Source organism: Paraglaciecola aestuariivivens (assembly GCF_052983255.1).
The window spans coordinates 107,903-126,613 of record NZ_JBRKBA010000001.1 but is presented as its reverse complement, the minus strand read 5'-3'; the positions used below and the strand labels follow the sequence as shown (position 1 = coordinate 126,613).

Here is an 18,711-nt window from a genome sequence, read left to right as displayed (position 1 = left end):
AAATGACAACTCCAATTCTAATTTGCGATGATTCAAGTTTTGCTCGTAAACAAATGCAAAGGTCCATTCCTGATGGTTGGGATGTTGACATTAGCTTTGCGGAAAATGGACAACAAGCTTTAGAAAAAATCCGAGCAGGCAAAGCTGATGTTATGTTTCTAGATTTAAACATGCCTGTAATGGATGGTTATCAAACCATGCAGGTGATTAAAGAAGAAGACCTGCCTACTTTGGTCATAGTGGTGTCTGGTGATGTGCAACCCGAAGCACGTGAACGCATGTTAGCTATGGGGGCATTAGAGTTTATACGAAAGCCTACAGATAACGCCAAGCTAGTAGAAATACTCTCGCAGTTTGGATTGTATTCGGGAGAAGCCACAGCCTCAAATCGAGCGAAAGCCGTCACTAAAGTCGAAAAGTCCTCAACCACAGATAAGCTCGATGCTTACAGAGAAATGGCCAATGTTGCCATGGGGCAAGCGGGGGAGAGTTTAGCTAAGTTATTAGGTGAATTTATTGATTTACCTATTCCTAACGTCAACCTTATCACCAATACTGAATTACATATGGCCATAGCCGATATTCAACGCAACGATAGCGTCTCGGCTGTTTCTCAGGGATTTATCAGCGCTGGTATTAATGGTGAAGCTCTAGTGATTTTTAATGATTCTAATTTTGAGAACATGATTAAGTTATTAAAGTATTCTGATACAAAAAATTCTGAATCCTCAGAATTAGAAGCTTTAATGGATGTATCAAATATATTAATTGGAGCCTGTCTACGCGCTTTATCTGAGCAGTTGCATTCAGTATTTAGTCATAATCACCCTATTATTTTGGGACGCCATTGTGATTTAGATGACATCTTAAAAAATACCCACAATGATCAGAAAGACATGTTAGCTATTGAAATTGCTTATTCCATCAAAAGCCAAAATATTAACTTTGATTTGTTATTACTTTTCCCTAACAAATCCATAGATTTAGTCTTTGATAAACTGATTGCTTCACAATCATAAGGCCTGTTGCTGATGACAAAAGATGAAAGCTTGGCAGAAATGCATTGGAAACACGATCTTCTTGGCTCAATAGAAGTTGGCATAGTGGTGTTGAATAAAGACTTTAGTGTACAAGTGTGGAATCAGTTTATGGAAAACCACAGCAGTATAGTGCCGGGTATGATCCAAAATAAAAATCTATTCGATTTTTTTCCTGAAATAGATAAAGACTGGTTTTCCCGTAAGGCTGCACCCGCATTTTCATTAAAAAGCCCAGTTTTTATTATTTGGGAGCAACGCCCTTACTTATTTCGTTTTGACTCAAACCGGCCTATTACTTCACAAGCCAGTTTTATGTACCAAAACATCACTATTTTCCCGTTGGCGTCACTCACTGGAGAAATAGAGCAAATTTGTTTGGTGATCTACGACGTGACAGACGAAGCAGTAAGCCGCTTAGGCATGCAATCACTTAATGCGCAGTTACAAGAAATCAGTCAGGTAGATGGCTTAACAGGTTTGTATAATAGGCGCTATTGGGAAGAGCAGTTTGTCCGTGAATTTAAGCGAAATAAACGTAGCGACGGGCCCACTTCGTTAATTATGTTAGACATAGACCATTTTAAAAAGGTTAACGATACCTACGGGCACCCTGCAGGCGATGATGTAATTAAAGCCCTTGGGCGTATTATTCAAAAAGGGACTCGCGAAACCGATGTACCTGGACGTTATGGTGGTGAAGAGTTTGCCATACTCTTGCCGGATACGCCGGTGGAAAACGTCGAATTTGTGGCTGAAAGGCTCAGGCGCTTAGTTGAAAAATTTACTGTGGTGCATGATGAAATAGAAATCTCTTTTACTATTAGTATTGGAATAGCAGGATTTAATCAAGATTTTCTAGACAGTACCCAGTGGTTAGAATCGGCAGATAAAGCCTTATACCAAGCAAAAAAATCGGGTAGAAATCGGGTTATTGTTGCCCAATAGCCATTAAAATAAAATCACATAAGGCTTTTACCGCCTTTATTAGCTGTAGGCGTATTTAAGATGTCGAATAAAAGTATTAAAGAAGCGCTATTAAATAAGCGCATGCTTATCTGTATTACCACTGGTTTTTCTTCTGGCTTACCTCTCTACTTACTGATCCAATTTGTTCCTGCTTGGTTACGTTCGGCCGACATAGACTTGGCAACCATAGGGCTGATCAATTTAGTGTTATTCCCCTATACCTGGAAGTTTTTGTGGTCACCCATTATGGATCGTTTTGTTATTCCATTTTTTGGGCGACGTCGCGGTTGGATGCTACTAACTCAGTTAACTTTAATCTTTTTGATGGGAATTTTGGCATTATTTGATCCCGCTACTCAACTCACACAAATTATAGTTATTGTATCGGCTATTTCGTTTTTTAGTGCTAGCCAAGACATAGTCATAGATGCTTATAGGCGCGAAATCCTACCTGATGAAGAGTTAGGGGCAGGTAATGCATTTTATGCTCAGGCCTATCGAATTTCATCTTTTATACCCGGTTCTTTGGCCATGATTTTAGCGGGTTTTTACCCTTGGTCTATTGCCCATCTCAGTATTGCGGTGTTTATGTTAGTGGGTTTAGTGACCACTTTGTTAATTAAAGAATCGTCTAAACCGGGTGACGAACCTCAAACCTTAAAAAGTGCAGTGATAGATCCCTTTAGAGAATTTTTCCAACGTAATGGTTGGCAAAATGCACTTTGGGTGCTGTTGTTTATTGTGCTGTATAAATTGGGCGACAGCATGGCGACTGCGTTAGAAACCCCATTCTTTTTAGATATGGGTTTCTCTACTGTGGAAATTGGCTCAATAGCAAAAATATCCAAAACTATAGGAGCTACTTTAGGCACAGTGTTAGGCGGTATTGCCATGATAAAACTGGGAATTAATCGTAGTTTATGGGTGTTTGGGTTTTTCCAATTGGTATCAATTTTAGGCTATGTGTTGTTGTCTATTGTTGGTTACAACCACTTAGTTTTAGCATTGGCCAGCGGTTTTGAATATTTTGGTGTTGGTTTAGGCTCAGTGGCCTTATTAGCCTTTATGGCAAGATCGACGAGTCGACATTTTACTGCCACTCAATTAGCTTTATTTTCCAGTATTGCCGCTATTCCGCGCACTTTTGTTAGCGCCACTACTGGTTACGTAATTGAGTCAGTGGGCTACACCCAATTTTTTATTATTTGTTTTGTGTGTGCCTTACCCGGCATGCTGATGTTAGCCAAAATCGCTCCTTGGCATGCCAGCAATGATAAACTTAAGCAGGGTAGTTAATTAGGGTCTAATGCCAATACAATCTAATGGAAGCGGATACGAGCCTTCGCTTTCAAGGCAATCTAAACACATTTCTAATTCACCTCTTAGGTAAGGGTCTTCTCTTAAGGTGTTTTTAGGCCAGTAATGAATTTGATGTAATAAATGCCAAAACACATGTTCGGTTTTTTCGTAAGGTGATTGTTTGCCATCTGGTACTTGCGCCCATTCTTCCATGGTATCCCAAAAAAACAGATCTAATTCAGAGTAAGGAAGTTGGTGTTCTAAAAAACCACGCACATAAAAAGCTAATTGCTTAGATTTACGTTGGACGAATTTAGAGACAGTGGGCACGGATAGAGTTCAACTAAATTTATTACATTAATGTGACAGAAGTATAGTCAATAAAGTAAGTTATTTCAGTGGCAGTGGCAAATTGTTGATAAAGTTTTATAAAAATTGGTTAGAAAACTTGGCGTTACCAACCCATAAAACTTAACCAGCCATAAATTTCTTTGCTTAAATACTGACTATTTTGACGAGATAACTCTACCCCTAGTATTTGCCTTTGACGATAGTGCAATTTTAATGCTCGCACTGCCGCTACTGCGCGTTGCTCAATTGTGGTTTTCGACCACTCATTGTCCCATTGGCTGTATAAATCTAGCACTGGCATAGGGGTGGTGGCTAACCATTGGGCAAGTTTTGGATTAAACCTTCGGTCTGGCCAAAAAGGGCTAATAGCTACAAAGGCATCGGGTGGCTCCAGAGCATCTTGCGCGTATAGTTTTGTTAGCCATGCGGCGCTAGTGCCTTGACTTATAACCAGAAAAAATCCCGGGTAAGCGGCGGATTTTTGCTTTGCCGCTTGTAATAATGCCATCATCAGTTGTTCATGCAGAATAAAACTTTGATCATCGATACTACTTACAAAGGTTTGATTCAAATCGTCATCTTGACGCATTGCTGCTGGACTATCAGTTGGATTGTCAGCTTCTTGAGTTTCGGAATTTGTGCTTGATGGTTCGAGGTTGTCTTGCTCTGCTGTAGTCTCTGATTCGGCTATAAGCGGGGTAAAGGCACTATCAGGCGCTGGAATCACTAAAGTGACCCAGCCAAGTTTATTTAATTCTTTAGCTAAAGGCAGTAAGCCATGCTGTGCCGCCACAGATTGCCCTGAGTCGGGAACCAATACTGCTACACCTCGGGTTATGGCGTTAGTATTTTCACTTAGTAAATACAGATAGCTCTGATTTGCTATGTCGAAGCTTTGATATTGTTCAGTGAAAAATTCACGTTGTAAGTCGATTTGCTCAAGTACTTGGCGAGCAGGTGCCGCTAAAGAGGCTTTAGTGAACAAGAGGGCTAGGCAGGTACAGAACAAAATCTTAATGGTTTACACCTAATAAAGCTTACAAGAATAAGTTGTTATCGGTACTAGCTAAGTCGATCTTTAACCCAATACTTATATATGACTCGCCTTAGAGCTAAAAAGGCACAGTTGCAGTAAATTGCATTGGCTGTTCTGTTGTTGGGTGAGCAAAGCCTAAGCTTTGCGCATGTAAATTCAGTCTATTAGCCATGCCCAAAGCTTCGGAGTGCGCATACAGCCGATCGCCAATTATAGGATGGTTAATACTTAACATATGTACCCTAAGCTGATGGGAACGCCCAGTAACCGGACTTAATTCTACCCTAGTGCTATTGGTATATTTGGCCAGCACTTGCCATTTAGTTAAGGCTTTTTTACCGCGCTGGTGATCGACCATTTGTTTGGGTCTGTTAGGCCAGTCACAAATTAGTGGCAGATCTACTTGGCCTGTTGATTGTTCTACTAACCCATAGACAATGGCCTGATAAGTTTTACTGGTTTGGCGTAATTCAAATTGTTTAGAGATATGCCTATGCGCGGCTTTATTTAAGGCCATCACCATTAAACCTGAGGTGGCCATATCTAATCTGTGAACTACAGTTGCGCTGGGAAATACGCGTTGTACTCGAGATTGTAACGAATCTGCATGTTGTTTGGCTTTGCCTGGCACACTTAATAAGCCACTAGGTTTATTTAACACCACTAAATCTTCGTCTTGATAGACAATTTCTAAGTAAGGATTGGTGGGCGGTTGATAATTTAAAATGGCCATAATTTATTTAGGGTTATTCACTATTAAACGCACTGCTTCTAGGCTTAATTTAGCCCCGTCCATAACCTGATCTAATTGTTCAATTTGCTCGGCTATATGGGTGATTTCTTCATCGCGAATAGCAGGGTTAGCTTTTTGTAAGTTAACTAAACGGCTGTGCTCGTCACCCAATAGGCTATGCATTTGCTCTTTGCGCTGGGCTTTAACCTCTTGGGCCAAACGTTCTGCGTGCTCTTGCGCTTGGGTTAAACAATTAACTAATTGTGTTTTTAACGCGTTAATTAATTGATTGCCCATTTTAGGGCGTACTGTATCTAACTGAATAAAGTGTTTATCTGTTAGCTGCGCTTTTGCGTCAAGACAGACTTTCACTGGTGTAGGGGGTAAAAAGCGTGCAAGTTGCAGTTGTTTTTCTGCTTTTGCAGACAGCACAAATAAACATTCTAATAAATAGGCACCGGCCGCTTGGGTTTTGTCATTACAAAAGGCAATAGAGCTTTTACCCACCATATCTGTGGTTAACATGTCCATGGCATGTTGGATCATAGGGTGATCCCAACTTAAAAAGGTTACATGTTCTAATAATGTGGCAGTTTCGCGCTCGTAGGTAACTGTCATACCTTCTTCATCTAAACCAGGTAAGGGGCTGATCATAGTTTCGGTAGGACGCAGCAGATAGCTACTTTCACCATTATCTTCTTGTAATACCCCTATGGCATCAAAAAGACGAGTCATAAATAATTCTAGGGTTGGTGATTGTTCGGCTTCTAACATTTGTGCTAAAAACCCATCTATACGACCTTGACCAGAAGAATTTAACTCCAGCAGTTTATCGCGCCCTTGCTCTAATTTTTGTTTTAGACTTTTGTGCAAACTGGCTGTTTGATTGATCAGGCGTTCACAAAACTCAATATCTTCAGGATCTTGAATGCAAGCATGCAAGGTTTCCATGGTTTCTTCGTATACCGTCATACCTGTTGGGCAAGTGTGTTCAAATGCCCCTAATCCAAGGTGGTACCAGTCTAACAAGACTTGTTGCGCACTCATGTCAAAATATGGAACATGAATGCAAACATCGTGTTTTTGCCCTATGCGATCTAAACGTCCAATGCGTTGTTCAAGCAAATCAGGCACTAAAGGTAAATCGAACAAAATAAGGTGATGAGCAAATTGAAAGTTTCTACCTTCGCTGCCAATTTCACTACAAATTAATACTTGGGCGCCGTCTTCTGTTTGGGCAAAATAATTGGCGGCTCTATCTCGGTCGACTATGCTCATGCCTTCGTGAAATACAGTGGAACGGGTACCCGCTTTAACCCTTAGGGCCTCAGAAAGCTGTAGTGCTGTGCCAGCATTGGCACAAATAGTAAGTACTTTTTCACCTTTCAGAGCTTTTAATTGCTCAATAAACCAATCCACTCTAGGGTCGATATTGACCCAGGTATTAACCACATCTGGATGACGCTCTGGGGTTAATTGCAATTGTAAATTACTAGGGTCTTCAGAAAGTAACAGAGTGTATTCAAGTGGCTGAATTAGCGGATAACTAAATAATTTTCGAGTAGGAAAACCGCTGACACCGGCACGACTATTTCTAAACAATAAACGCCCAGTGCCATGCTGATCTAAAAGGCTATGCAATAGCTTAGTTTTGCTTTCTTGACTGGCTTGGTTAATTTGAGTTAACTCATCTGACTGGGCAAATTCTGCTATGGCTTGGATGTCTTCTTGGCTTAAGTCTTCGCCACTTAATAAGGGGTGAATGGCTTGGGCCAATTGACTGTAACGTTTTTCTTCTTCTACAAAGCTATGGTAATCATGAAAACGCGCCGGATCTAACAGGCGCAAACGGGCAAAGTGACTCTCATGGCCTAGCTGGTCGGGAGTAGCGGTAAGTAACAGCACCCCTTTAGTCACATCAGCAAGAGACTCAATCACTTGATATTCTTGAGATGGTTGACCTTGGGACCAAATTAAATGATGGGCTTCATCTACCACCATAAGATCCCAACTCGCCTCAAGTGCTTGTTGATAATAACGACTGTTGTGGGTTAAAAAATCTAAGCTACAGATAATTAATTGCTCAGCTTCAAATGGGTTACTGGCATCTTCTGACATAGCTTCGCAACGTTCTTCATCAAAAACCGAAAAAGCTAAATTAACCCGGCGTAACATTTCCACTAACCACTGATGCACTAAACTAGAGGGCACGACTATCAGTACCCGTTGCGCCCTACCTGTGAGCAGTTGTTGGTGAATGATTAAGGCAGCTTCTATGGTTTTGCCTAACCCCACTTCATCGGCAAGCAATACGCGCGGTGCATAACGCCTGCCAACCTGAGAAGCAATGTGTAATTGGTGCGGAATTAAATCTACTCTGGCGCCAACAAAGCCTAAAAGAGGCGAGGTATTATGTGCAAATTGATGGACTAAGCATTGCTCACGTAAATCAAACCATTTGGGGTGATCAAATTGACCGTTTAATAAACGTTTTTCTGGTTGATTTAGTTGAAAATGATGGTCAACAAAGGTTTCTTTTAAACTGACTGCTTGGCCGTTATCTAAGCGTGAACCAAGATAAATCAGTTGATTGTCTTTTTCTTGTACCTGCTCAACCTCTAGCTCCCAGCCCTCATGGCTTTTTACTGTATCTCCCACGGCAAATTCAATGCGGGTTAAGGGGGCCGTTTGGCTAGCATAGACGCGACTTTCGCCTGTTGCTGGAAAAAGCACTGTTACAGTTCGAGACTCGATTAACACTATTGTGCCTAACCCTAAGTCAGATTCTGTGTCGCTTAGCCATCGTTGCCCAAGTGCAAAGAATTGTTGTTTTGCCATGATTTTTCTCCGCCTGCGAGATAAGTGTTATGAATAATAGCCCAAAGATTCAGGGGGTAAGCCGCATACTTTACGCCCTTGGCTAAAATGCGGCGCGCATTGTAGCAAAATTTTTACTCAGTACTGTTTAAAAGTAGATGATTGTCATAAGAAAGTGTTTTATTGTTGTGTCTAAGGTTAGCAATTTTTTTGATTGATTAACCTAAGTAGACCTGTAGTTAAATATGATTTGAGCTCAGGCGTTTACAGGGCAAAGGCATGATTTAGCTGGCAGGTTAATTACTTGTGGCCTATAGGAGCGCCGGATGCCCAGAAGAAAAGCACCAAGTCCAAAAATATACGTTTTAGATACGAATATACTGCTTCACGAACCTCTCGCCTTTTTATCCTTTAAAGAAAACGACGTTGTTGTCCCCATGACAGTGCTCGAAGAATTAGATCATATAAAAGACAGTAAAAAAGATGTAGCTCGCGATGCCCGTGTGTCCATTCGAGCGATGGAAGACCTATTAAGAGACGCCACCCCAGAACAGTTAATGCAAGGTGTGTCTATGCTCGGTTTAGGTGCAGGTGAATCTGCCCCAAGTGGCCACTTATCTATTTTTGTTGATCAAAGCATGCCGGTATCACAACAAGTGTTTACCAGTAACGAAAACGATAATCGTATTATCAACAGCGCATTGTTTTTACAAAAATCTCAGCACCCCAGACACGTAATATTAGTGACTAAAGACATAAATATGCGCTTAAAAGCCAAAGGCGCAGGCTTAGCCCATGTTGAAGATTACCGAACCGACCAACTTGTTTCAGATATTAAGTATTTAACTAAGGGTTACCATAAATTTTCTGGAAATTTTTGGGATCAAGTTAAATCTGTGGATAGTCGGGTAGAGGGGCGTGACACTATTCATACGATAGATCGTAAAGTCTTACCAGAAGCCTATGTAAATGAATTTTTATTAGACGATAGTCAGCACTTTGCTGGCATAGTCGAAACCGCGAGTGACGAACAATTAGAGGTTTTAGACTTAGGTTATGAACGTTTAATGGGGCGCAGGGCCTGGGGCATTAGTCCTAAAAATATTGGTCAGGCCATGGCCTTTCATGCCTTGCTCGACCCGCATATAGATTTGGTGATTTTAACTGGCCCAGCTGGAAGTGGTAAAACTTTGCTGGCTTTAGCAGCCGCCCTAGAAATGGTAGTTGAGCGCAATATGTACGATAAAATTATTGTGACACGAAGCACCCCAGAAATTGCCGAATCTATTGGATTTTTACCTGGTACCGAAGAAGAAAAAATGGCGCCATGGTTAGCAGCCATAACCGATAGTTTAGAAGTACTGCATAAAAACGATGAAAACGTCAAAGGCAGCATGAGTTACATAATGGAAAAAGCCAATATTCAGTTTAAGTCGGTTAACTTTATGCGTGGTCGCAGCATTCAAAATGCCATAGTGATATTAGATGAATCACAAAACTTAACCGCTTCGCAATTAAAAACCATTATTACCCGTTGTGGTGAAGGCACAAAATTAATTTGTAGTGGCAACCTAGCGCAAATCGACAGTAACTATTTAAGTGCTTTGACTTCTGGTCTGACTTATTTAGTGGAAAAATTTAAAAACTTTTCGGGCAGTGCCACCCTTAATTTAGATGGAGTAGTGCGCAGTCGCTTGGCAGAATTTGCTGAGAAGCAGTTATAACTTTAAAAAGTCGTCTAACTAATAGTTCGTTATGAAGACTAACAAAAGTTAATAACAAACTTGAGACTTTGCGCTGCTTTCTTAGGCAATTAACGTTAAAATACCCAGCCATGTAAAGTTATAAAAAACTGCACTTTACTCTAAAGCTAGTTGTTTAACTAAAGCAGCTAGCACGCACCTTTAATTAGGTAGTATTTTTTTAACCAAATAAAAATTGGAATGTTATGAAAACTTTATCTGATATTGGCTTGATCGGTCTGGCAGTCATGGGTGAAAACCTGATTTTAAATATGGCCAGTAAAGGATATACGGTAACGGCTTATAACCGCTCTACTGATAAAGTAGAAAGTTTTATTAATGGTCGTGCTAAAGGAGAATCTATCCGAGGCGCATATTCCATTGAAGAATTAGTGCAATCTTTAGCCAGTCCACGCAAGATTATGATCATGGTTAAATCGGGTGCGCCAGTTGATGCCACTATTGAACAGCTGCTGCCCTTATTAGACAAAGGTGACATTATTATTGATGGCGGAAATACCCATTTCCCCGATACCATTCGCCGCGAAAAATACTGCGCTGAGCATGGCATTCATTTTGTAGGAGCAGGGGTGTCTGGTGGTGAAGAAGGTGCGTTAAAAGGTCCATCTATTATGCCTGGTGGCTCAGCCGAAGCATGGCAAGCAGTTAAGCCTATCTTTCAAGACATCTCAGCTAAAGTCGAAGACGGTTCGCCTTGTTGTGATTATGTGGGTGAAAATGGTGCGGGTCACTTTGTTAAAATGGTGCATAACGGCATTGAATACGGCGATATGCAGTTGTTGTGCGAAGCCTACCAAATTATGAAAGAAGTATTGGGTTTGTCGGCCGACGAAATGCATCAGGTCTTTAAAGAGTGGAACACCACTGAACTGGATAGCTATTTAGTTGAAATTACGCGGGATATCTTGGCCTTTAAAGATGAAGACGGCAGCCCACTAGTTGAAAATATACTAGATACTGCAGGACAAAAAGGCACAGGTAAATGGACTGGGGTAGTGGCCCTTGATTTAGGTGTGCCGCTTACTTTAATTGCTGAGTCTGTGTTTGCTCGCTGTATTTCTGCGTTAAAAGAAGAAAGGGTTGCCGCATCAAATGTATTATCTGGGCCGGTTAAAGGTTTTGATGGTGATAAAGCCGCCTTTATAGAAGACTTACGTCAAGCCGTATTGGCAGCCAAAATTGTTTCTTATGCTCAAGGTTATACCTTAATGCGTGAAGCAGCCAAAGAGTTTAATTGGAATCTAAATTATGGTGGCATTGCGTTAATGTGGCGTGGTGGTTGTATTATACGTTCGGCTTTTTTAGGAAAAATTAAGGAAGCCTTCGATAATAACCCAGAGCTCAATAACTTATTGTTAGATGATTATTTTAAAAATACCGTAGAAGCTGCCCAAGAAAGCTGGCGCCGAGTGGCGGTTAGTGCAATTACCAATGGTGTACCTGTACCTTGTTTAACTGCAGCGCTAAATTATTTTGACGGCTATCGTACTGCTCGTTTGCCAGCCAATTTATTGCAGGCGCAGCGCGACTATTTTGGTGCCCATACCTACGAGCGTACGGATAAACCAAGAGGTGAGTTTTTCCATACCAATTGGACAGGCAGAGGCGGCAATACTTCTTCTTCAACTTATAACGCTTAATTCTTATAGTGCATATTTAAAGCCGATAACTGCTGAGGTTATCGGCTTTTTTTTTATGGTTATAAGCAAGGTGTTGTAATACTTAGTTAACCTGCATCATCAGCCCATGCTTTTTTCAATGGACTTTTTGTTCTAACCTTAACTCATTGATTTAGCTAATCATTAGCAATAGACTGATTAAAAAATAGATGACAAAAGGCAGGACTATGGAGAGTTTTTACCAATCAGGCTATTTTCATTTACCGAGTTTTAATTTAATAAAACGCGGAATTAAATTTAGCGGAGACAACTTTGAATGGAGTTTGGTTGCACTCTTGTTAGTGTGGCTAATACTTTCACCTATACACAATAAATATCGCACCCAGCAGATCATCGATTCACCTCAACGCAACGACTTTTATTTTGTCGATTACTTCGCCTTAAATGACTCTTCCGACGCAAGGTATCGCTACATACCCATGCGAGTAGTCGCTGTAACAGAAACTTCAGTGGTAGTAAAAGTAGGAAATATTGCCCACACCACTAAAGCTACACCCAGAGAACATCTAAAATCCGACCGTGCCATGCAAAAAAACTTTTATCGCAAAGACACGATAGAGATTCCGTTGAGAGATTTACCCAAATTGCTAGCGTCAAAGGTAATCTATAACGCCGCTCGACCAAACAATATTTATATTAATGGTTGGATTGTGATGCACGAGCGAGAGCTTTGATTGCGAATTGTTATATTAACTAAGGTAATCAAGCCAGGCATTTAATAAGTATAAAAGATCGGTTAACCCACAACCTGTAGTGTTATCTGAGCCTAGATGCTCTTCTTGGTTAAAGTTAGGATCACTAATTTGTGTATTATTCAGTGATAATTCTACTTCGTCAGTATCTAACTCTAAGTGATAGTCTTTACCTACATGTTGATAATGATTGAGCTCTTGGTTTTGTAACTTATTAATGATCTCTATCAAAGCCTTGATTTGGGTTTTATCACTGCCTAAATCGTTGGTTAGCCAATCACCAAAAGCTTCACACTCGAGCTCGCAGGTGGCTATCGCTTGGCCTAATAGATTGCGAGAAAACTGATAATCCATGGGGAAATCCTATTAGCCGTTAGTTACTGGCGGTTGCCAAAGTTTAATTGAATATTAGGTAATTCTAGTGCAGTTAAATAGACCCGCACTTCAAACTCAATTTGTTGGTAATTGGGAAGCATGTGTTCGCAGAGTTGGTAAAAGGCTTTGTTATGATGCTTTTCTTTTAAATGTGCGAGCTCGTGTACCACTATCATGTTTAAGAATGCTTCTGGGGTACCTTTAAATAACGTACTAATGCGTAATTCGTTTTTATTTTTAAGTTTGTTGCCTTGTACCCGAGAAACATAAGTATGTAATCCCAAAGCTTGGTGAGCTATATGTAATTTATTATCAAATATAACTTTGCTAAGAGGTTGTGATTTTTTCATATAGTTTTGTTTAATCTGCAAAACATAATTACGCAGTTCTGCATCACTCACAATATTATGCACCCCTTGATAACGGCTTTGTAGCCAAGCAGCTAGCTGGTTGGATGCGATCAAATGCTGAATTTGCTGCTGTATTTGTTCGGGATAATGAGCAAGATAAGGTAAACTGGGTAACATGCAAGCGCCTATACACTAATTAACTGTATTCTAATACCTAAGGCGTTAGCCGTCTTGTGAATTCTAATTAGTTTGTAAATCTATTGGGGAAAAATGAATAAACTCTGGTTAATTGCTGTGATTTATATAAGCCCTTTATGGGTTATGGCCGATGAGCAGCTTGAGCAAAATACGGTAAACCAAGATGCCTGCTTACTGGATGCAATTAAGCAAGCCCAACCCGAGCAAACCGTTGCTCAACTTAAACTTGCGTGTAAACCAGATAATCCCACTTTATTCAAACAAAGGGTGGCGTTAGAAAAACAAGCCTCGAAAAATCGCTTTGCTATTTTACCGCATAAACCAAACTTTGTGCTGCCGATCAGTTTAGCCAAGGCTAACAGAGAGCCTTATTCGGCCCTGCCGTTAGATTCTGAATTAGATAATATTGAAGTGAAATTTCAGGTATCGCTAAAGTATTTAGCCATGCAAGATCTGATTTTTAACGATTTAGATTTACAGTTTGCTTTTACTGCAACAAGCTGGTGGCAGGCCTATAATGGTGACATCTCTGCGCCTTTTCGTGAGTCTAATTACGAGCCAGAAGTAATTTTAAATTATCACCATTCTTGGTCGTTATTTGGTTTACCTGTTGAGCAAACCTCTTTGTCTTTTAATCATCAATCTAATGGTCAAACTGGAGAGCTCTCGCGCAGTTGGAATCGCCTAATTTTAGGTTTTGCCTTTGCTCCTACAGATAATATTTTATGGGGTTTTCGTACTTGGTATCGACTGCCAGAGCAGCAAAAGCTCAACCCCTTAGATCCTAAAGGCGATGACAATCCTGATATAGAAAAGTACATGGGATACGGTGAGATAGGGGGCTTGTGGAATTTAGGTGATAAACAAACCCTTGAGTTTATGCTTAGAAACAATTTTCGTAGTGACAATAAAGGCGCAATTCAACTAGGATGGACCTTTCCGCTTAATAAGCGTATTCAAGGTTACATTGAATATTTTAACGGATACGGAGAAAGCCTGATTTATTACAACCAGCATAGTCAGCGTTTAGGAATTGGTATAAAGCTAACAAACTGGTTGTAATTTCCTGAGTTTTTATTTGTATAACATTTGTTCTCTGGTATGGATCATGGTGGCTAACACTTGATTTTGCACCTGATGGGGAACCTCAGCTTTATCCATAGCCTTAATAAATAAATCTACCCCATGGTTAAATACCGACTCGCTAATATCCATACCAGCATGCACTTGTTCCATGCTATCACCCGTGTATTCACAAGGTCCGCCCGTTAAGTGACACAAGTGTTCAATGAGCTTTTCTCTAAATCGATTAATATTTGAGTCTTTAAAAAACTCAAACATAATTGGATCATATTCAATTTCAGTAATGAAATTATCCACAATTTCAGCCACTTTGGGCTCACCGCCTAACTGTTGATAGGTACTTAGTTGAGTATTGGCACAAGCGCTAAGGCACAAACCAAAAATTAAAATAACTAGAATGTTTTTCATTTGCTCACCACAATTGTCCGTTTAGAGAAAGATATAAGCCTTGTTGATCTTTTGCTCCTGCAATACTACCCAGGTTGGCCCAAGCTAAAGTAAAGCTAAGTCTTTTGCTGGGAATATAGGTAGCAAAAAAATCAAACCAATCTTCTTCACCTAGTCCTAAGTTATCTGGCTTTTGGCGGTATTCCACCCCCATAGCAAAGTGACGGCTAAAGAGTATGCCAGCTGAGGCTTCTGCCATAATTTCATAGCTATCGTTATTGGCCCCGCCAAACCCTAACAGGCCCAATTGGTTGGCTTTGGTTGCGCGAGCCGTGAGGTTCCATACAGCATTAAATCCACCAATGGCACCTAAATGCACCTTAGTGGCAGCTAAATAGATGTCGGTACCACTAGAGCTATTCGCTGCTCCTACTGCTCCGGCAATGCTGCCATCGTCAAGCTTTTTATGTTGTACACCTAGGCTAATTTGTGGCCAGGTTGAATACACCACATCGCCATATAAGCGATACTTTGCTCCGTAAACGGTTTGTTTTATATCTCCACCTAAGGTTTTTAAATCGAATCTATGCTCGGCCACACTTAGTTCGAGGCGATCGTAAAATGAAGCGCTAACCCCAATGACATTTAGCCGATAATCATCAAGATTAACTTGTGTGGTAAAGGCATTAACAGATATTTCTTCGCGGCTATCGTATCCGGCTAAGGTGGCCCAAGGTACTATGCCGCCACCGCCACTGCCTTCTACTTGATTTAACCCCGCCGTACCAATTAATTTGCCTTCACCGGCCCAAACATTTAGTGTGCTTATGCTAAGTAAAATGCAGGCCAGTTGCTTAGCGAATTTGCTCATTTTATCTCCTCACTTATAGCCAGCTGGTGGTTTGACTGTCTTTAAACCATTCAATTAATGTATCTGCTGGTGCAGGTTTGCAAATATAGTAGCCTTGGGCTAGTTCACAGCCCCAATCGGCTAATAGCTGCAAAGACTCTCGGTTTTCAACGCCTTCAGCCACTACATTCATAGCAAAACTATGGGCTAAATGAATTACGGTTTTAACAATCTTTTGATCACCTTGTTGTTCATTGAGTTTGAGCACAAAGCTCTTATCGACTTTAAGGGTGTTGATGGGCAGATTTTGTAAATAGGCCATTGACGAGTAACCTGTACCAAAGTCATCAATGGCTATTTCAAAGCCTGCGTCTTGATAGGCTTGCAGATGAGTGATGGCTTTGTTGTGATCTCTAACCAGATCACCTTCGGTAATTTCAAAGGATAAACTGTTAGTTGCTAAACCTTGTTTAGTTTGTAAACCCAAAATAAGAGGTAACAAAGAGGGGTTCATAATATCTTTTGCTGATAAATTTATGGCTATATTGACCTCTATGCCAGCGGCTTTAAATTTAGCTGCATCGTTAATCGCTTGATTCACTACCCAATGAGTGATTTTTTCAATAAAACCGGCTTGTTCGGCTATAGCAATAAAGTCTTCTGGTGATACAAACCCAAGTTTGGCATTGGTCCACCTAATTAATGCTTCAACATGGGTGACTTGGCCTTTTTGTAAATCTAATTTAGGTTGGTAATTTAGGCTCAGTTCATGACTCGCATTGCTTAGAGTGTTTTTTAGCTCGGTGATTATGGCTAAGCGTTTTGAGTAGCGGGCTTCTAACTCGCTGCTATAAGGCAGAATAAATTGACGTGTGATTTGTGCTTCGTCTAGCACTATATTTAAACGTTTAAATAACTCTTCAGCATTTTGCGCGTCTTCTGGGCAACGAATTAGGCCAAAAGCGACTTTTAAGTTGATACTGACGTTTCCTGTATCAATAGGGGTTTCTAAGGCTGACTTAATAATTTTAATGCTTTCTTCAGAAGGGGGGGCTAGCGGAATCCATAATAACTCGCCACCTGTTAGTCGTGCCGCTATTCCTTCAAATTTAGTTAACCTTTTAGATAATTCTTGTAGGCATAAATCACCATTGTGATAGCCAAAAATGTCATTGATGCCTCTAAAGCCAAAAATATTAATACCAATGGCTAAAAATGACTCTTGGTTGGCAATTTTTTTCTCAAGAATGCTTTTTACATGTTGCCTATTGAATAATGAAGTAAGAATGTCGTGGCGAGCTTGGTAGATGATTTCTGCTTCGCGAGCCTGAATATTATTCTGCATGGTATCAAAGGCTTCAAATAATACACTGACTTCTTTAGTATTAGTGGGTACCGACATTTCTTTACTGTAGTTACCCACTGCAATACGCTCGGTAATATAGGCTAACTTACCTAGGGGTCTAGATATTTTCCCCGAGAACAATGCGGCTAAAAAGGTGGCCAAAATAATCACTATCACTCCAATGGCCACTATATTAAATTGCAAAGAAGTAAAGTCGGCGAACAGCAACTCGGCGTTTTCGGATAGAGTAATAATAGTTTGGTGATCTAAGCTGTCGCTAAGTACAAATTGTTGCGAAACAAAAGGGATGTCTTTGGTTACTGTAATAGATAACCAAGACGGCAATGAGGTCACATTATTTAAGGCTTGATTGACCTGCTCTTTGGGCAATGTACTAATGGTAAATAGGGCTTGCTGATCGTGGTAAACCTGAAGTGTGGTTTCTAGCTGGGTGATTTCTTTAAGTTGCTCTAAAGTTGGGTTGCCCAGTTTAAAACCTACTAAGGCTATAGCAATAGGGGTTGGAGCATCAACAGTTAACATAATCACCTGATAAAGCTGTTGATTAAGTAACATCAGCGAAGAATAGCCGCCATTTTGTAAAATGCTTTGCATGGCCTGTGGATAGGGAAAGGCTTGCCCCACTTCTAAAGCTGCCGGAACGCTAGTGATAGTGTTACCTTCTAACGAAACTAAAGCCATAAGGTCGGCTTCTATTCTTTGTCCATGATTCGATAAGGCACTACTAATTGTACTTTGGTCTTTTGATGCAACCGCTTGTTTAAAACCAAAGTCAGCAGTAAGCACATAAGCAGAGTTATACAATAAGTCATCTCGGCCTTGTAATACTCGTCTCAGTACGTTTTCTGCAACCACTAAATCGCGATTTAGTCGCTCGCGGGTTTGTTCGTCTGTGGCTACCCAAACATTGGCAAAAATGGCAATGGCAGTTAAAACGACTAAGCCAACAACTAATCGAAAAATACTTTGATTAAGGGTAGGTTTAGACAATTAGTTAAATCCTCGGCTGAATTTTTTTGACTTAAAAGTGTTGTTAACTGGCTGTTTAACCTCTGGCAATAAGGCCAATTCAATTTTGTAAGGCTGATTAGGCATATCTTGGGGTAGTAGCGCATCTACTCGAGTCACTTTATCTGATGATAATTTAGGGTGCCAAAGCTGGATAGCTAACCCGCTAGGTACTTCAGCTAAACCTTGAGCATCTGTCATAGCTGTGTTGCTATTTTCGGCAACATAAATGTAACCCACCATTTGGTCGTGAATGTTACAACCTAACACCACTATGCCGGGCTGCTCAAAGGCCAGTTGCTTAGACTCTCCCCCTCTAAACATTTTTATTTCAAAGGGTTTGGCTTTTGAAAAACTATAAATATGGTGACGAGTGTTGTCGCTATTTGGAAATTTGACCATTTGATTTTTTTGAATAACCAACACTTGGGGCAAAAACTGAATATTCACTTGATCCATAGTGGCTGTTTCTGAAGAAGCTGAGGCTGGTGCATCTTGTTTAAAGCTAATGACTACATTTTCTATTGGTTGGCCATTTTGGTCGACTATTTGTACAGTTTCAGCTCGTAAACTGGTGCTGTAAAGCAGACTTAAAGCAGTACTTAAACATAATATGTTAAGTGCGGCCGAGAGACTTTGATTTGCCCAATGAATGACAAAATTTATGTTGTTTTTTAACTTGTTAGCTAAATTGTACATACTTTAAAAAAGCCTGTTT

The 18,711-nt window shown here is 40.4% G+C and carries 17 protein-coding genes; 7 read left to right on the top strand and 10 right to left on the bottom strand.

Annotated elements, in window-relative coordinates:
* Positions 1-2: 2 nt before the first annotated feature.
* From ACVCDT_RS00665 to ACVCDT_RS00655, 3 genes are read left to right on the top strand one after another with little or no spacing between them, the layout of a single operon-like run.
* Positions 3-1,019 (top strand): response regulator, encoded by a 1,017-nt coding sequence (locus tag ACVCDT_RS00665; protein WP_447130813.1) that lies wholly within the window; start codon positions 3-5, stop codon positions 1,017-1,019.
* A gap of 12 nt (positions 1,020-1,031) precedes the next feature.
* Complete coding sequence (locus ACVCDT_RS00660; RefSeq protein WP_447130812.1) at positions 1,032-1,985, top strand: GGDEF domain-containing protein; 954 nt, start codon at positions 1,032-1,034, stop codon at positions 1,983-1,985.
* 60 nt (positions 1,986-2,045) lie between these two features.
* Positions 2,046-3,302, top strand: a complete 1,257-nt coding sequence (locus ACVCDT_RS00655) for an AmpG family muropeptide MFS transporter (protein WP_447130811.1) — start codon at positions 2,046-2,048, stop codon at positions 3,300-3,302.
* Here the strand turns inward: ACVCDT_RS00655 and ACVCDT_RS00650 are convergent, their stop codons facing one another.
* From ACVCDT_RS00650 to rapA, 4 genes are all read right to left on the bottom strand, one after another.
* The gene (locus ACVCDT_RS00650; protein ID WP_447130810.1) at positions 3,303-3,635 is read right to left on the bottom strand and encodes a hypothetical protein; all 333 of its coding nucleotides are present in this window, start codon (positions 3,633-3,635) and stop codon (positions 3,303-3,305) included.
* Between the two features lie 124 nt (positions 3,636-3,759).
* A complete protein-coding gene (locus ACVCDT_RS00645) occupies positions 3,760-4,641 on the bottom strand; it encodes a DUF3530 family protein (RefSeq protein WP_447130809.1) in 882 nt (293 codons plus the stop codon).
* Between the two features lie 127 nt (positions 4,642-4,768).
* A complete protein-coding gene (locus tag ACVCDT_RS00640) occupies positions 4,769-5,425 on the bottom strand; it encodes an RluA family pseudouridine synthase (RefSeq protein WP_447130808.1) in 657 nt (218 codons plus the stop codon).
* Between the two features lie 3 nt (positions 5,426-5,428).
* Positions 5,429-8,263 carry an RNA polymerase-associated protein RapA gene (rapA, locus tag ACVCDT_RS00635; protein ID WP_447130807.1) on the bottom strand — a complete coding sequence of 945 codons (2,835 nt, stop codon included), beginning with the start codon at positions 8,261-8,263 and terminating at the stop codon, positions 5,429-5,431.
* A 305-nt stretch (positions 8,264-8,568) separates the two neighbouring features.
* Between rapA and ACVCDT_RS00630 the strand changes: the two genes are divergently transcribed.
* From ACVCDT_RS00630 to ACVCDT_RS00620, 3 genes are all read left to right on the top strand, one after another.
* Complete coding sequence (locus ACVCDT_RS00630; protein ID WP_447130806.1) at positions 8,569-9,966, top strand: PhoH family protein; 1,398 nt, start codon at positions 8,569-8,571, stop codon at positions 9,964-9,966.
* A gap of 224 nt (positions 9,967-10,190) precedes the next feature.
* Entirely contained in the window at positions 10,191-11,645 is a 1,455-nt protein-coding gene (gene gnd / locus ACVCDT_RS00625) for a decarboxylating NADP(+)-dependent phosphogluconate dehydrogenase (RefSeq protein ID WP_447130805.1), read from the top strand.
* 206 nt (positions 11,646-11,851) lie between these two features.
* Entirely contained in the window at positions 11,852-12,358 is a 507-nt protein-coding gene (locus tag ACVCDT_RS00620; RefSeq protein ID WP_447130804.1) for a hypothetical protein, read from the top strand.
* 15 nt (positions 12,359-12,373) lie between these two features.
* Here ACVCDT_RS00620 and ACVCDT_RS00615 read toward each other — a convergent pair whose 3' ends face one another.
* The gene (locus tag ACVCDT_RS00615; protein ID WP_447130803.1) at positions 12,374-12,730 is read right to left on the bottom strand and encodes a YacL family protein; all 357 of its coding nucleotides are present in this window, start codon (positions 12,728-12,730) and stop codon (positions 12,374-12,376) included.
* A gap of 23 nt (positions 12,731-12,753) precedes the next feature.
* Positions 12,754-13,278: a YgjP-like metallopeptidase domain-containing protein gene (locus ACVCDT_RS00610; RefSeq protein WP_447130802.1), complete on the bottom strand. Its 525-nt coding sequence runs from the start codon at positions 13,276-13,278 to the stop codon at positions 12,754-12,756.
* A gap of 93 nt (positions 13,279-13,371) precedes the next feature.
* Here ACVCDT_RS00610 and ACVCDT_RS00605 point away from each other — a divergent pair, with 93 nt between their 5' ends.
* Positions 13,372-14,361: a phospholipase A gene (locus tag ACVCDT_RS00605; RefSeq protein WP_447130801.1), complete on the top strand. Its 990-nt coding sequence runs from the start codon at positions 13,372-13,374 to the stop codon at positions 14,359-14,361.
* Positions 14,362-14,373: 12 nt separating this feature from the next.
* Here ACVCDT_RS00605 and ACVCDT_RS00600 read toward each other — a convergent pair whose 3' ends face one another.
* The 4 genes from ACVCDT_RS00600 to ACVCDT_RS00585 are packed head-to-tail and all read right to left on the bottom strand — an operon-like array spanning position 14,374 to position 18,692.
* Entirely contained in the window at positions 14,374-14,790 is a 417-nt protein-coding gene (locus tag ACVCDT_RS00600; RefSeq protein WP_447130800.1) for a group I truncated hemoglobin, read from the bottom strand.
* Between the two features lie 4 nt (positions 14,791-14,794).
* Positions 14,795-15,640, bottom strand: coding sequence for a DUF3034 family protein (locus tag ACVCDT_RS00595; RefSeq protein ID WP_447130799.1), 846 nt, complete (start codon positions 15,638-15,640; stop codon positions 14,795-14,797).
* 13 nt (positions 15,641-15,653) lie between these two features.
* Entirely contained in the window at positions 15,654-17,975 is a 2,322-nt protein-coding gene (locus ACVCDT_RS00590) for an EAL domain-containing protein (RefSeq protein ID WP_447130798.1), read from the bottom strand.
* Positions 17,976-18,692, bottom strand: coding sequence for a methylamine utilization protein (locus ACVCDT_RS00585; protein ID WP_447130797.1), 717 nt, complete (start codon positions 18,690-18,692; stop codon positions 17,976-17,978).
* Positions 18,693-18,711: the final 19 nt, after the last annotated feature.

Excerpts from the sequence above, each read along its gene's own strand:
- ACVCDT_RS00665 (WP_447130813.1), top strand. The coding sequence starts at position 3 with ATGACAACTCCAATTCTAATTTGCGATGATTCAAGTTTTGCTCGTAAA.
- ACVCDT_RS00660 (WP_447130812.1), top strand. The coding sequence starts at position 1,032 with ATGACAAAAGATGAAAGCTTGGCAGAAATGCATTGGAAACACGATCTT.
- ACVCDT_RS00655 (WP_447130811.1), top strand. The coding sequence starts at position 2,046 with ATGTCGAATAAAAGTATTAAAGAAGCGCTATTAAATAAGCGCATGCTT.
- ACVCDT_RS00640 (WP_447130808.1), bottom strand. The coding sequence starts at position 5,425 with ATGGCCATTTTAAATTATCAACCGCCCACCAATCCTTACTTAGAAATT.
- rapA (WP_447130807.1), bottom strand. The coding sequence starts at position 8,263 with ATGGCAAAACAACAATTCTTTGCACTTGGGCAACGATGGCTAAGCGAC.
- ACVCDT_RS00630 (WP_447130806.1), top strand. The coding sequence starts at position 8,569 with ATGCCCAGAAGAAAAGCACCAAGTCCAAAAATATACGTTTTAGATACG.
- gnd (WP_447130805.1), top strand. The coding sequence starts at position 10,191 with ATGAAAACTTTATCTGATATTGGCTTGATCGGTCTGGCAGTCATGGGT.
- ACVCDT_RS00620 (WP_447130804.1), top strand. The coding sequence starts at position 11,852 with ATGGAGAGTTTTTACCAATCAGGCTATTTTCATTTACCGAGTTTTAAT.
- ACVCDT_RS00615 (WP_447130803.1), bottom strand. The coding sequence starts at position 12,730 with ATGGATTATCAGTTTTCTCGCAATCTATTAGGCCAAGCGATAGCCACC.
- ACVCDT_RS00610 (WP_447130802.1), bottom strand. The coding sequence starts at position 13,278 with ATGTTACCCAGTTTACCTTATCTTGCTCATTATCCCGAACAAATACAG.
- ACVCDT_RS00605 (WP_447130801.1), top strand. The coding sequence starts at position 13,372 with ATGAATAAACTCTGGTTAATTGCTGTGATTTATATAAGCCCTTTATGG.
- ACVCDT_RS00600 (WP_447130800.1), bottom strand. The coding sequence starts at position 14,790 with ATGAAAAACATTCTAGTTATTTTAATTTTTGGTTTGTGCCTTAGCGCT.
- ACVCDT_RS00595 (WP_447130799.1), bottom strand. The coding sequence starts at position 15,640 with ATGAGCAAATTCGCTAAGCAACTGGCCTGCATTTTACTTAGCATAAGC.
- ACVCDT_RS00585 (WP_447130797.1), bottom strand. The coding sequence starts at position 18,692 with ATGTACAATTTAGCTAACAAGTTAAAAAACAACATAAATTTTGTCATT.